Consider the following 14,096-nt stretch of genomic DNA (forward strand, 5'->3'; position numbering starts at 1 on the left):
TTAGCAAAACGGATCGTACTATGTAAAAATAAAAGGCGTCCACAAAGCCACTAAGGTTTTGTGGACGTCCTTTTTATGATTACACTCATTCCACCCAAGGTATTAAATGAGGGTGTTCATCCAGAATGGACAGGTATTGCTCCTTCCAGCCGTATTGGCCATCGGGATCAAGGAGCATGTAACGCAGATATTTTTCTAAGCGGAATTCTGCCTTCGACCAGCCTAGATGCTTGAGTCGCAAGTTGCTTAGCTGGTGGGGAAGCTCGAAGACATTCTCCGGGAATCTCCCACAATGCTGTGGAGATTCATTCCATACATAGTTGAAGTCTTCTTTATAACGAAGCAGAAAAGGACGGTAGTTCATATGAGAGCGCCAGTAAATATCTTCTCTGTAATGAGTGGCGTTCCATAAATCGTAGAGACGGAAACAGAATAGATCGACCTCGTCAGCGTACAGCAAGGGCTCGATATTTGCCGCGAAGCTCGCTTCAAAGATTTCGTCTGCATCCAGACTCAGAATCCACTCGGGCTTCGTCTTCAGAACCTCTTCCCATTGCTGCTTTCGCAGCTCAATTTCATTGCTGAATTTGGATATGGTATTGTGCACGAGATGGACGGGAATGCCTTCAAGCACCTCCAGGCAGATAGCTGCTGAATTATCGGTGCTGCCATCATCGATAATGACGGCCTCGTCGATGTATTTGCGATGCTCTTCCAGAACCTGCCGCAGAAAGCGTCCACTTTCATTTTTCACAACCATGGTGAGGGTTAGCTTGGGCCGCTTTCTGGCTGGGGGGACTGTCTCCTTGGAGCTTTCGTTGTCTGGGTTGTCTGTGGTGGGTGTCGGCATTACTGATGCAGGTACTTCGTCCGTAGATGAACTGTTCTCAGTATCAGTGGTTTCAGCTTTGGTCTCCGTAGTTTCTTTGATGAAATCCTCTACTTTACTCAAATCACTGTCTCTATACAAGTGTAGCGCCGGATAATGGGTATCGACGAACAAGGGGATGCCAAGGGCAGCGGCACGAATGCAGAAATGACGGTCTTCTCCCCAGTATGAAATGTTGCGAATTTGATTATAGCTAACTCCAGCTTTTATCGCATGCTGACTAATCAATGTACAAGCCCCGAGTCCGCCTACCTCATAGATTCCGGGAATCCGCATCTTTGCTATGAATTCATGAAATCTGCGATTAATCTCCTCTGGTTGCAGTTTTTCACCGGGCAGTAGCTCCCACTGATTGTATTCGTCGTGCATCCATACCTGCGGCTGAAACATAGTCTCTGGCTGCCACTGCGTCCAGAATACCTCTGAAATAATATCCTTGTTCGTACCTATTAGATGTCTGAGGGTATCAGGATGGAGAATGAGATCAGAGTCAATAAGGAATAAATAATCATAGTTCAAGGTTTGGGCGCGGTTGATCATGAGGTTCTTAAAATTGGCTACTTTCCAGACTAAGTTGGTATTCCAAAAGTGGGTAGTATCATTGCGAATATACGCATCGTGAAAGCCGGAGCTCTGAAGATAAATATGATCACCCATGCTTTGGAATTCCTGGAGCAGCCGACTTGACTCCTCATCATCATTATCATCAACTAGATGGAAATCCAGCTCAATATCGGCAATATTCAGACGAAGCAGGGAATTCAGAAATTCTTTTAAAACCATAGGCTTCTGGTGGATTGGACTGCCAATCAATACGCGAATCTTGTTTTCCGTCATTGCCGCCTCCTTGGGGAACGCCCCTCTTTCCTTGGATGATCCTTATGTTCTCAATATATTTACAGGAGAGCGGCAATAATCCTTATTTTTCAAAGTTCTGTAAAGTAAATGAGTATTAGATGTATTAATTCGTAACGATCTGCTGTACAATAACCGAATAATTAGATGACAATATGAACAGCAAAGGATGAGCGCTATGGATAAACCATCAATCGATTCCCTCAATATTACATTAATGTGAAATGCTATCCATTGTAATTCCTAGTATTCCGATATACAATATAAAAAACACAAGCAACGCAGAACATAGAATACGGGGGAGAAACTTATGCGTAAAGGATTATCTGGAGTTATTACTTTGATTTTGTTAACATTTTTGATTAGTGCGTGCTCCGGAGGGAACACCGCCACTTCTACAAATACAAATCAGACACCTGCTACTAATGATGGAACGACAGCAAGCACTGAGATAAAAGATGGGGGCAACTTGATTATTGGAGTCGCTGCTGATCCTGTTATTCTAAATCCGAACTACGCGGGTGACCGTGTCAGTCTTACGATTGACCAAGCGCTCTATGCTCCACTGTTCCAAGTAAATGATGGTAAGAAGACCTTCTACTTGGCAGACAGCCTGACCCTTTCAGAAGATAACCTGACTTATACGTTGAAGCTGAAAAGCGGACTGACATGGCATGACGGAGAAAAGCTTACTGCTGACGATGTCGTGTTCACGATTGATAGCATCCTCGATGAGAAGCAAAACAGCATGTTGAGAGCGAACTTATTCATCGGTGATAAACCCGTTAAGGCCGTTAAGGTGGATGATCTGACCGTAGAGTTCAAGCTTCCGCAGGTCAGCCCAGCTTTTGAAGCTACACTAGTGCAAGTATTTCCGATTCCAAAGCATATTTTTGAAAATGAGACGGATCTAGAGAAAAGCACCAAGAATGCTAATCCTGTTGGATCTGGACCATTTAAATTTAAAGAATATAAAGCGGGCGAATATGTTACATTAGAAAGATTTGATAACTACTTTGGCGGCAAACCACATCTTGATTCTGTTACGTACCGGATTGCTAAAGATACGAATGCTGCGAATCTCGCACTTCAGAGTGGTGAGATCAACATTAAATATCTAGATCCACAGGATGTTGGAACGATTGAAGCTTCGAACAATTTCGAAATTCTTCCTTATAGTGAAGGCCGATTGTCGTACCTGTTGTTCAACGCGAACAGCGATAGAGGTGCTCTTGCTAAAAAAGAAGTTCGTCAAGCCTTGTCTCTAGCACTAAGCCGTGATGAAATCATTCAGGCTGCTTATTCCTCTAGCGAGTATGCTGACCCGGCGAAGTCATTCTTGACTCCGGATGCATTGTTCTATACTAATGACGTACCTTCTTTCGATAATGATGTGGAAAAAGCGAAAGAGCTTCTGCAATCGGCAGGGGTTAGCGATCTGAAATTGAGATTGATTGTATCGAGCGGTAATAAAGCTCAGGAAGCTATTTCACTATACGTGCAGCAAAAGCTAAAGGCCATTGGCGCTGAAGTTGAACTGCAAAATATGGATGCCTCGGCATATGGTCAGAAGTTCAGCGATATGAATTCAACAGATTTTGAACTTGCGATTGCAGGTTATATTATGGGTTACGATCCTGATGCTTACAGAATTTTGTATACTTCTACTGCTGACTCTAACTACTCGCATTATAATAATGCTGAAGTCGATAAGTTGTTCAATGAAGGTGCAGGAGAAGCAGATGTGACTAAACGTGGTGAGATCTATAAGAAGATCCAAGAGATCATTGCTGACGATGCACCGATTTATCCAATTGCTAATACTAAGACTATTGTAGCTGTCTCCAAGAACTACGGCGGTCTAGAAGAAGCAGTCTTGAAGCCTGTCGTTATTTTTGAAGATTTATCGAAAATCTACCTTAAATAAAAACGGGAAAAAGTAAGCTGGGTTATCCAGCTTACTTTTTTACCGATACAGAACTGGGAGAATAAACGTATGAGACAACTTATCGTCCGAAGATTACTGCAAACCCTGCCGATGTTGTTTTTTGTTTCGGTTGTGTGCTTTGCGATGATTAAGCTGGCTCCGGGGGATCCGGTATTATCCTTTGTTACGCCGAATATGCACGCAGATGATATTGAGCGCATCCGGCATAACCTTGGGCTGGATAAGCCAGCCTACATTCAATATTTAATCTGGATTAAAGAAATATTACAGGGGAATTTCGGTTATTCCCTAGTGAATCATCAGCCAGTATTGGATCAAATTCTAGAACGCCTGCCTGCAACGGCAGGTTTGATGGGTTCTGCGATCGGTCTCGCTGTTTTGCTGGCGATTCCACTCGGTCTTATTGCTGGAGCAAACCGGAACCGCTGGGTAGATAAGCTGATTAATTTCTTATCCTATGTCGGAATATCCGTGCCTTTGTTTTGGCTTGCCATCTTACTAATGTACTTATTCGCGATTAAGCTGCATCTGCTTCCTATTATGGGGATGCGAACGATTGGTGTGGAATCGGCGTTTGATGTATTCAAGCATGGTATCCTGCCTTGCACCGTGCTTGCTTTTGGATTCTTGGCTGGTTATGTGCGATACATTCGCTCTAGTACCATTGGACAGCTAAAAGAAGAGTACGTGCAGATTCAATATGCTTTTGGATCTAACAAGACAACGATTCTGTTCCGTCATGTAATGAAGCATGTGTTGCTTCCTGTAATTACATTGCTCGGGATGTCTATGGGTGATCTGGTGGCAGGCGCAATTGTTACAGAAACAGTATTTTCATGGCCAGGTATTGGCTCTTTGGGGATGACTGCAGTTAAAGGGATGGATTACCCCGTGATTATGGGAATTACTCTATTCTCCTCTTTAATGCTGATCATCGGTAATCTGGTCGCGGATATTCTATATAGCTTCGTGGACCCACGAATTAAATTAACGAGGTGACCTCATGAATCGCAGTAAATGGAAAAGTGTTGGAGATGAGCTATTTACGAATAAATTGGGCGTCGCAGCCCTCATTACTTTAATCATCTTCTCACTGGGCTCTATATTTGCTTTTTTATCTGGACATGATCCGAATGCGATGGATGTTCTGGCACGTCTGAAATCGCCGGGAGCCGATCACTGGTTCGGGACGGATGACTATGGCCGGGATTATTTTGCCCGCGCATTATATGGTGGCCGGGTATCACTGCTAGTTGGCTTTGCTTCAATGATCATTGCTACAGGCATAGGTGTGACGGTGGGCGTAATCAGTGGATTCTTTGGCGGATGGGTTGATAATCTTCTCATGCGGATGCTTGATGTAGTGCTGTCCATTCCTTCTTTCTTAGTTCTGCTGCTGCTTAGCGTATTTCTGAAGCCGAGTGTTGGGAATATCATCATTATTATTGCTCTATTAATGTGGATGAATATCGCCCGTGTCATTCGGGCAGAGACGATGACGATTAAGGAACGCGAATATGTACTCTATGCAAAAGCCTCCGGACAGAGCAATTTCGGAATTATTTGGCGTCATATTCTTCCGGGGCTAGTGCCTGTTGTCATTGTAGGTGCGACGAATAATATCGCTTCGGCGATAATGATGGAGTCGTCCCTAAGTTTCCTCGGGTTCGGGGTACAGCCTCCGAATGCGACTTGGGGCAGTATGCTTAACAATGCGCAGGGATATATCGCTCAAGCGCCATATCTGGCTTTATTCCCTGGATTATTGATACTATTAACGGTACTGAGCTTTAATGTTTTGGGTGATATTTTGCGGGTAGGCTTTGAACCGAAGCTGATCCGAAGATAGGAGTGTGAAGACATCATGACGGAACGGCTATTGTCTGTCGAGGATTTGAAGGTTTCGTTCCATACAAGGGACGGAGAGAATCAAGCAGTTCGCGGCGTTAGCTTTCATATAGATGCTGGTGAGACGGTAGGAATCGTCGGAGAATCTGGTAGTGGGAAGAGTGTAACTGCCAAGGCGATTATGTCGTTAATTACACCTCCGGGTAAAATTATCGGTGGAAATATTAATTTTCGTGGTGAGAATTTATCGAACCTTTCGGAAAAAGAGTGGAGAAAGCTACGCGGCAATCGTATAGCAATGGTGTTTCAGGACCCCATGACCTCTCTTAATCCTGTAAAAAAAATCGGCCAGCAGCTTACGGAAGTCATCCGTCGGCATCGGGGTTTAAATAAGCAAGAAGCGCTTAAAGAGGCAGCAAGCATCTTGCGTCAGGTAGGTATTAATAATCCTGAACAGCGGCTGCAGCAATATCCGCATGAATTCAGCGGCGGGATGCGCCAGCGGGTCATGATCGCCATGGCTCTTTCCTGTAAGCCAGAGCTATTGATTGCGGATGAGCCGACAACTGCGCTCGATGTAACAATACAGGCGCAAATTCTCGATCTTTTTAAAGAGTTGAAAAATAATACCAGTACAGCTGTAGCGCTCATTACCCATGACTTGGGTGTGGTAGCACAGGTATGTACACGGGTTATCGTAATGTATGGTGGACTTGTGATGGAGGAGGGCACGGTAGAGGATATCTTTTATCGCCCACAGCATCCTTACACGAAAGGTCTGCTTCGCTCGATTCCAAAACGTGACGGCAAGTCGCGGGAACGCCTTGTCCCTATCGAAGGCACACCTCCGGATTTGCTGGATCCTCCTTCGGGCTGTCCATTTATGGAACGTTGCCCTAATGCTTTTGCCCGTTGCAGCGAACGTCCTCCGGTCATCGAATTATCGCCTGGCCATCGTTCGATGTGCTGGCTGGCAGACGGTGTGCAGGAGACTCCAGCCGTAGCTGGTGTTGAAGGGAGCGGTTCTGTTGAGTGATAATAAGATTCTAGTGGACGTAAATAATCTGAAGAAACATTTCTCCAAAGGCAAGGATATATGGGGACGTAATACATCAGTGCTTAAGGCGGTAGATGGCGTAAGCTTTCAGATTCGTCAGGGGGAGACCTTTGGACTGGTCGGAGAGTCGGGGAGCGGCAAGTCCACGGTTGGACGCTGCTTGCTGCGATTGTATGACTATACAGATGGTGAAGTGTCTTTTGACGGGCAGCCGCTGAGCAAGCTTGGAGAGAAGCAGCTTAAGCCTTTTCGCAGACGGATTCAATCGATCTTTCAAGATCCATATTCCTCGTTGAATCCAAGCCTGAATGTGCTTGATCTGATCAGTGAGCCTATGAAAATCCACGGGATCCACGAAGGCGACGAGCGTATAGAGGCTGTTGCGGCACTGCTGGATAAGGTGGGTTTAAAAAGAGAGCATCTTTATCGCTTTCCTCATGAATTCAGTGGTGGGCAGCGCCAACGGATTTCGATTGCTCGAGCATTATCTGTGAAACCTGAATTCGTAGTGTGCGATGAACCAATCTCAGCGCTGGATGTATCTGTTCAGGCTCAGGTAGTGAATATGCTGGAGGATTTGCAGTCGGAATTTGGGTTGACCTACCTCTTTGTTGCGCACGATCTGTCGATGGTACGGCATATTTCGGACCGGATTGGCGTGATGTATGGCGGTCGTCTCGTAGAGGTAGCCGAAAGTGACGAACTATACGAGAATCCTATTCATCCTTATACGAAGGCGCTGCTATCTTCGATTTTGGAGACAGACCCTAAGCGGGCTAATCAGAGAATTATTTTAGATGGATATTCGGCAGAGTACGGCAGGGCTGAGACCTCTACATTGCAGGAAGTTAGTCCGGGTCATTATGTTGCTTATGATTTCACGGAATAAGTAGAATCTATATACAGGTATGGGGGGAATCAGGATGTCAGACAATTTGAACCGGGTAAAGTTATCCCAGTGGGATGCTTTACTGGTAGAATCACTTCGCGCTTTGGGCTGGTCCAATGAGGATATTCTTCGTAAAGTGGCGGAGGGCGATTTGCCCGTTGACGAGAGTGAATACGAATTTGATTATAAGCAGTTGACCACTTTACAAGCGGAGCAGCCAGAATTGTTCGAGCAAGCGGTGAAGACAGGCTATCAGATCAAGTACAACACGATTCGTGGCATTCGTAGCTGGATATGGGTTGTTCTTGGTAAAGAGGCAGAGTTGGAGCTTGAAGAGGGTAAAGAAGCCATAGAAATAGTATTGACGACAGCCGAGAAGAACCGGCTGGAATCTGTGCTGTCATTCGGCTGGCAGATTCACGGTGGAGCCGGCGTGGAAGACGATGCCAGCGCTAACGCAAGCTACCGAATCGAGCCGATTCAACGATAACCTCTCCGAGCAGAGAAGAAATAAAGAAAGAACGCCCTTACCTTTTCCTCATGGAAAGGATAAGGGCGTTCTTGGTTAGTTCACTTCAATCCGGCCACGCCGGAAGCTGATTTCTGCTTTGCCGGTGTGCAGCTGCCACATATGCCAGAATACAAATGGAACAATCATAATAAAGTTGATGATTCCCCAATAGTTCATGACGTCTGCATTGTACCACGATGAAGCATCCATTAGTGTCGGGAACAGGCTAACGAAGCAGGCGCGTAGAAGTAAATGTGCCGCTAATGTATAGACCCGCGCAATGATGTAGAGTTCTGGGCGGCGTTTGATGATGGGATAGAGCTCGGCTGCGAGAAGAATGCATAGCGAGCTTGCAAAGAACTTCGGACTCTCTGCATAGACGAAGGCTGCATTCCAAGTTGTATAGAGGAAGTTCCAGCCGATTGTCGTATATGCAATGAGATCGCCGTGCGATTCAGTAGAAATCTTCCAATATTTTGGCGCAAAAGGGATGGTTATACATAATAGGAGGCCGGTAAGCGCATTGAATGTATTCCCCATCGTAAAGTCTTTAATGGTCGCTTCCATGATATTAAGGAATAGAACGCCATATACGAACCACAATACCCAATCCTTCTGTAACCCATTCCAGAACGGTCCTTTTCGTTTCTCGTAGTTAGCAATACGAATGAATCCAACAAATATTGTAGGAAGAATTACACTTAAAATCTTGGCCCACCGAAACCAGCCTTCGACACCGCCCATAAGCCATAAGGGAAAAGTTAGTAAAGAAGCAATCCAGAACCAGTGGGCAAACTTATAATGCTTGCGCATGATACTGACAACAATAAGAAGCAGAACTATGTAGCCGATCATACTAACGCCGTACTGCCATGCAGGAATATCCATGATAAACCTCCTTTTTTTGTGAAAGCGTAATCAATTGTTGCCGATACTGAGCTTCAACCCTACAATGCTTGGTTAATTCATAAACATAACAACTGTTCGGTTTTATTGTATTAGGAATTAATTGGTTCTGTCTGTGCTAATTAACACACAAAAAACAAATTAGATTCAGTACTCTTTTCATATAAAAATAAATCGCAATAAGCGATTCAGTTGGGCGGGGAGTTTATGTCTGAGGATAGAAAATTACATATTATTGAGGCGACGAATCGTGTTATCTATCGAATGGGTATTGCGGGTACGACTATGCGGAGAATTGCCGATGAAGCCGGGCTTAGCACGGGGGCGTTGTATCATCATTACAATAGTAAAGAAGAGATTCTTTATGATGCGATGGATCGCAGTTTATCCGTATCTACGAGAATTGCCGAGGAGGTACAGCAAGGGAAGTATAGCCGCGGGGAAGTTATTGAGCAAATCAGCGAGAATGTGAAAGATCGTTTTAACAAAATAGATGACAATCGAATGCAGTTCTATCTTGCCCAGGAAGCGATACTCGGGAACGAGGAAATCTCCAATCAATTGAAAGTTAAGTATAAGAAATGGATTGGTCATACCGAGGAGCTGTTACAACGCTTGTACGAAAAACAACCCGGGAAATACAATAAAGCCATTGCCTCATTGCTGATTGGAGCTATTGACGGGATCGTTATGCAGACGCTGCTGGGTGTGGCGAATACGGATGATATTGAAGATATTTCCGAGGTATACCACAAGCTTCTTGTAGAAGGCATTCCGAAGCTGTTAGAAGCATGGGATGAATAACGCAGAGCGTGGCGGTACGGCTAATCCTTGTGCGTGTAATTCACAGAATGAAACTCCCCGCAGCTTGCTGCGGGGAGTTTCATTATACGTTTACTGCTGTATAAGCAACCTCATATTGTGCAGCTTCAATCCAGGTTCCTGTCTTAAAGTCTCTGCCCCGGACAAGCACTTTATCTCTATATACTTCCACATAGAAGCCTTGGCTGCCTGTCTTATGCTTATCTTCGTTTGTCCAAAGGTAGGCGACAGAAGCAGCATTAAACATTGTTGCCATCTCTCCATGGCCAGGGTACATAGTGTTGTCTACCTCTAACTCCCAATGGGTGTGACCAGTGAATAACAAGGTCTGGGGGTGTCTCGAAAGAATCTCTTTTAATTCCTTATCTTGAGTGACACCATACCAATCTTGTGATTCTAACGATCCAGCTACTGTATCTTTAAGCGGTTGATGCAGGAAAAGAAAGATAGGCTGATCCGGTGAAGCTTGCTCCCCAAGCTTATGCTCCAGCCAATCAAGCTGCTTAGAGGAAAGATGACAGAATTTAGGCAATCCTTTTTCTGTACCTAGAAAAATAAAATGATAGCCATTAATCCAGTGATCATGATAGGGTCCAGACATTCCAGTCTGTGACGTATACATCCCTAAGCGAGACTTCCAAATCCCGAGGCCTACATCATGATTACCTAAAGTGAAAGTAATGTCGGGCAAGTCAGCCTTATGTTGATTAATGATACGAAGCATTTCTTTATATTCAGCAGAAAAACCATGGTTTGTGACATCACCGATATGCATAATCCCACTGCTACCTTTTCCATGTGCGGCTATATCACGGAGCGCCAGCTCAAAGTTAAGATTGTACTCATGATTTCTGTCAGCGGTGACATGCGTATCCGTGATGATCTGAAAGGTAATAACAGGCTTCTCTTCAGGTAATGTGTTCGCGCTCATGTTTAGGCATCCCCCTTCATCTTATGAATCTATGAAATACTGTGGCTGTTCACTAATGCGTCTTCCCGCTAATGTTCAGTCCTATAATCCCGGTTAGGATAACGGCTATCCATAGTAGGGAGGACAGGGTTAGCTTTTCTTCGAAAAATAGGGCTCCTATGAAAGAAATAAGGACGATTCCCGCCCCTGACCATATCGCATAAGCAACGCCTACCTTAATAGAGGTGAGGGCATAATTCAGGGAGGTGAAGCTGGCTCCATAGAACAGGAACATGAGCACGGAAGGCCAGAGCTGAGTGAACCCCTGAGATATTTTCATTGAGATGGTCCCTGATAGTTCGAACACAATAGCTAGCATCAGAAACATCCATGCCCATATTCCTTCTATTTTCACAGGGAAGTAACCTCGATGCTGAGTTCAGCGTAAGATCGCACAATGAGATCTGCATCCGGGAGAATATGCGACGAAGCACTAATATCTTCATTTTCAGTGATTCCTATAGCTACCTGTACACCCGCTGCTTTAGCCATTCGCATATCCCCATTAGTATCACCGATAACTGCTGTGTGCGCGGGTTCAACGGCCAACCTTTCGCAGGCAAGCTGCACCATGTCGGGGAAAGGTTTACCCTGATCCACAAGGTCTGTTCCAATTACCTTGGAGAAATAGTGCCGTATGCCGAGCCATTGGAGATGTTTCTCTGCAGCATCTGTTTCATCTGCGGTCACCACGGCGAGAGGGATGCCAGCACTCGCACACTCATCGAGAAAACGATGAATACCCGGCAGCGAGTGAACGGGGCGTTTCTCTTCCAACATAACATCCGCTTCCAGACGGCACTGATGAACAAGCACCATGGACTCCGCCCACGATAAACCTTGCAGATAACCCTGCCATGACAGGATGGCATAGAGGTCACTCATAGTCCCCATAGCCAGGGGGCCGTTCCGATCATAATCGGTAATGCTTCCTTGGGCATTGTGTATAGTTCCCATTAATGCAGGGAGCTGTTCTTCTGGAATCTGTAGTCCTCTTTGCTTCATATCCTTCGTGAATCGCTCTAAAAAACACTCGCCCCAGCTGCCCCAGAGGGATACGAACTGGAGCAGCGTACCATCCTTGTCGAATAGAATAGCTGCTACAGCGTATCTGCCTTGTGGCGTGATGAGCTCAGACATGAACTCCACCGCCTTTATTTTAGTTTATCAAGCGCTGCTTGCGCTGTTTCCTGTGCTTCCTTAAGTGCCTGTGCTGCAGGAATATTCTCAATCTGCACCTTATCAGCGGCGATTTTCAGCGCATCGTTGATTTTGCCGCCAGTAGGATCTTGGAATGGTGCAGAGCCATGAGAAGCTTGCATCAACGGAACCTTAATCTGTGGATTGCTTTCACTGAATGACACAAACGCCGGGTCTTGCAATGCGGATTGGCGCACCGAAATATATCCAGTATTAATGGACCAAGAGGCAGTATTCTCGGCATTTGTGAAGTAGGTTAGCCATTTCATAGCCGCTTGTTTCTCACTGTCGCTTGCTTTAGATAGAATGCCGGCCATCAGTGCTTGGGCTACGGGTTTGCCCTCGCCAATCCCTGCCCAGCCTGGCTGCTCCATAGCAGAAACAATGCTAAAGTCGAGGTCACCTTGATCGCCACTGGAGCCGGTGTAGCCTGCGGATTGATTCTTCATTACATCATCAATTGTTTTGTACCAATATTCCCAGCCTTGACCCCCTGAATGAATCCGCATGATCTTATCCTCGTGGATCCATTTGCGGAACAAATCCCAGGTTTCGATCCACTCTTTAGAGTCGATCATGACTTGTTTCCCATCCTCGCTAAGAATAGTGCCTCCTTTGCTGAGCGCGGCATCAATCATGTTCCCTGAACCCCACATAGGCTCCCAACCGAAGAAGGTGGTTTTGCCGCCGTCTTTCACGGTCATTTTCGCAGCTGCGGCAGCTAGGTCTTCCCAAGTCTTCAATGTGCTCGCATCAATTCCGTTCTTCTCAAAAGCATCTTTGCGATAGTACATAACCTGTGTTGTTCCATACATCGGCAGGAAGTATTGTTTGCCATCAACCTGGCCCTGATTTAGAAAGGTTTGGACAAAATCCTCTTTATTAAAATCTGGCTGCAATGCCATAAGCTCATCTATCGGAGCGAAATATCCTTTGCGAGCCCAATCTACGTTTGAGGAGAGAGCAGCAGCAGGCACTTTTCCTGTAGCAATCGCCGCTTGCAGCTTCTGCTCGGTTTCAGTGTAGTCTGCCTGCACGATACCTTTGACAATGACCTCTTGCTGAGAGGCATTAAATTTCTGAATCAGTGCCTCCATATTCTCACCAAGCTTACCGCCGAGACCATACCAGAACTCAATCGTTACCGGTGCATTTTGTGTAGGCGCAGCCTCTGCGGAGGGGGAGGAAGAAGCTCCATTTGTCGCTGTAACATTACCTGTACTCGCATTTCCTCCACAAGCGGTTAACATTGTAAATCCGGCAACCAAAGATAGGGCGGACAGTCTCTTCAATACGTTCATCATCATTCTCCTCTTATTAAATAGAATAGTTAGCTTATCCTTTGCTGGAACCAGCGGTCATGTTGACGCTTTGCATGATGGTTTTCTGAGCTAGTAGAAATACTAGCAGCAACGGGGCGATGGTGAATGCGCTAGCGGCCATGATCAGCGGCCATTTCAATCCGTAAGCACCTCCTTGAGTGAAGAAACTACGCAGACCGGCCGAGACCAGCTGTAGATTAGGATCTTTGGTGATGAGCATTGGCCAGAAATAGTTATTGTACTGATCAATGAAGGTGATCAGGGCTAGCACAGCAAAGGAAGACCGTGTAATGGGGACAAGAATGGTCCAGAGAATCCGCATATGCGAGGAACCATCCACTTCTCCAGCCTCTACCAGCTCATGGGGAACCTGAAGGAAGGCTTGCCGAATTAGAAAGATAGAGAAGACACTTACACAGTTAGATAGAATCAACCCGGCATATGAATCCAGTAGATGAAGCTGGGACAATACCAGATATCCGGGAAGATAAACGGCGGTGGCAGGGACCATATAGCCGAAAAGAATGACACCTGCGAACAGCCCTCTGAAGCGGAATTTCATATGCGTAAGCGCATAGGCCATCATCCCGGAATTTATCACCTGCAAAATAACAATAGAGACGGCGACAAATACGCTATTGCCCATATATCTAAAGAAAGGGGCTTCGTGCCAGGCGGCTGAAAAGTTACTCCACAGCGGCTCTTTCGGCCAGATCGTCGGCGGAGACTGCCAGATTTCATCATTGGTTTTTAAGGCGCTGGTGACCATCCAATAGAAGGGGAAGGCCATGATCAGTGCAATAGCTGCAAAAAATAGATGGCGGGCCAGTTTGCCCACTCGTACGGTCGTGGCATTCATCAGTCGTTCTCCTTTACAGC

Annotated in this window: 14 protein-coding genes; 7 read left to right on the plus strand and 7 right to left on the minus strand. The window is 45.7% G+C overall.

All coding sequences use genetic code 11. The features are described from left to right. Nucleotides 1–85 precede the first annotated feature (85 nt). Nucleotides 86–1,726 carry a glycosyltransferase gene (locus tag MKY19_RS01360; protein ID WP_339799797.1) on the minus strand — a complete coding sequence of 547 codons (1,641 nt, stop codon included), beginning with the start codon at nucleotides 1,724–1,726 and terminating at the stop codon, nucleotides 86–88. A 328-nt stretch (nucleotides 1,727–2,054) separates the two neighbouring features. Here MKY19_RS01360 and MKY19_RS01365 point away from each other — a divergent pair, with 328 nt between their 5' ends. The 6 genes from MKY19_RS01365 (at nucleotide 2,055) to MKY19_RS01390 (ending at nucleotide 7,976) form a co-directional block, all read left to right on the plus strand. After that, nucleotides 2,055–3,671 (plus strand): ABC transporter substrate-binding protein, encoded by a 1,617-nt coding sequence (locus MKY19_RS01365; RefSeq protein ID WP_076299927.1) that lies wholly within the window; start codon nucleotides 2,055–2,057, stop codon nucleotides 3,669–3,671. Nucleotides 3,672–3,740: 69 nt separating this feature from the next. Further along, on the plus strand, nucleotides 3,741–4,691 hold the full coding sequence (locus MKY19_RS01370) for an ABC transporter permease (RefSeq protein ID WP_042123467.1): 951 nt from the start codon (nucleotides 3,741–3,743) through the stop codon (nucleotides 4,689–4,691). A gap of 4 nt (nucleotides 4,692–4,695) precedes the next feature. Then, nucleotides 4,696–5,541, plus strand: a complete 846-nt coding sequence (locus MKY19_RS01375; protein WP_042184173.1) for an ABC transporter permease — start codon at nucleotides 4,696–4,698, stop codon at nucleotides 5,539–5,541. A 15-nt stretch (nucleotides 5,542–5,556) separates the two neighbouring features. After that, on the plus strand, nucleotides 5,557–6,576 hold the full coding sequence (locus MKY19_RS01380) for an ABC transporter ATP-binding protein (RefSeq protein WP_042184174.1): 1,020 nt from the start codon (nucleotides 5,557–5,559) through the stop codon (nucleotides 6,574–6,576). Then, a complete protein-coding gene (locus MKY19_RS01385) occupies nucleotides 6,566–7,486 on the plus strand; it encodes an ATP-binding cassette domain-containing protein (protein WP_143759515.1) in 921 nt (306 codons plus the stop codon). Before MKY19_RS01380 ends, MKY19_RS01385 begins: the two co-directional genes overlap by 11 nt. A gap of 34 nt (nucleotides 7,487–7,520) precedes the next feature. Continuing rightward, nucleotides 7,521–7,976 carry a hypothetical protein gene (locus tag MKY19_RS01390; RefSeq protein ID WP_076285088.1) on the plus strand — a complete coding sequence of 152 codons (456 nt, stop codon included), beginning with the start codon at nucleotides 7,521–7,523 and terminating at the stop codon, nucleotides 7,974–7,976. 75 nt (nucleotides 7,977–8,051) lie between these two features. Here MKY19_RS01390 and MKY19_RS01395 read toward each other — a convergent pair whose 3' ends face one another. Next, nucleotides 8,052–8,885, minus strand: a complete 834-nt coding sequence (locus tag MKY19_RS01395; RefSeq protein ID WP_042184178.1) for a hypothetical protein — start codon at nucleotides 8,883–8,885, stop codon at nucleotides 8,052–8,054. Between the two features lie 225 nt (nucleotides 8,886–9,110). On the opposite strand from MKY19_RS01395, the gene MKY19_RS01400 reads away from it, so the two are divergent. Then, nucleotides 9,111–9,707 carry a TetR/AcrR family transcriptional regulator gene (locus tag MKY19_RS01400; RefSeq protein WP_076285089.1) on the plus strand — a complete coding sequence of 199 codons (597 nt, stop codon included), beginning with the start codon at nucleotides 9,111–9,113 and terminating at the stop codon, nucleotides 9,705–9,707. Between the two features lie 82 nt (nucleotides 9,708–9,789). Here the strand turns inward: MKY19_RS01400 and MKY19_RS01405 are convergent, their stop codons facing one another. The 5 genes from MKY19_RS01405 to MKY19_RS01425 are packed head-to-tail and all read right to left on the minus strand — an operon-like array spanning nucleotide 9,790 to nucleotide 14,076. After that, nucleotides 9,790–10,656: a metallophosphoesterase gene (locus MKY19_RS01405; RefSeq protein WP_339799802.1), complete on the minus strand. Its 867-nt coding sequence runs from the start codon at nucleotides 10,654–10,656 to the stop codon at nucleotides 9,790–9,792. Nucleotides 10,657–10,708: 52 nt separating this feature from the next. Further along, a complete protein-coding gene (locus MKY19_RS01410) occupies nucleotides 10,709–11,023 on the minus strand; it encodes a multidrug efflux SMR transporter (RefSeq protein WP_339799804.1) in 315 nt (104 codons plus the stop codon). Between the two features lie 23 nt (nucleotides 11,024–11,046). Next, complete coding sequence (locus MKY19_RS01415) at nucleotides 11,047–11,835, minus strand: HAD family hydrolase (protein WP_339799806.1); 789 nt, start codon at nucleotides 11,833–11,835, stop codon at nucleotides 11,047–11,049. Nucleotides 11,836–11,849: 14 nt separating this feature from the next. Then, entirely contained in the window at nucleotides 11,850–13,196 is a 1,347-nt protein-coding gene (locus tag MKY19_RS01420) for an ABC transporter substrate-binding protein (protein ID WP_339804100.1), read from the minus strand. A 34-nt stretch (nucleotides 13,197–13,230) separates the two neighbouring features. Beyond that, a complete protein-coding gene (locus MKY19_RS01425; protein ID WP_149646299.1) occupies nucleotides 13,231–14,076 on the minus strand; it encodes a carbohydrate ABC transporter permease in 846 nt (281 codons plus the stop codon). Between the last annotated feature and the right edge of the window lie 20 nt (nucleotides 14,077–14,096).

Origin of the sequence: Paenibacillus sp. FSL R5-0744, assembly GCF_037972555.1 — a bacterium.
GTDB lineage: Bacteria > Bacillota > Bacilli > Paenibacillales > Paenibacillaceae > Paenibacillus_AQ.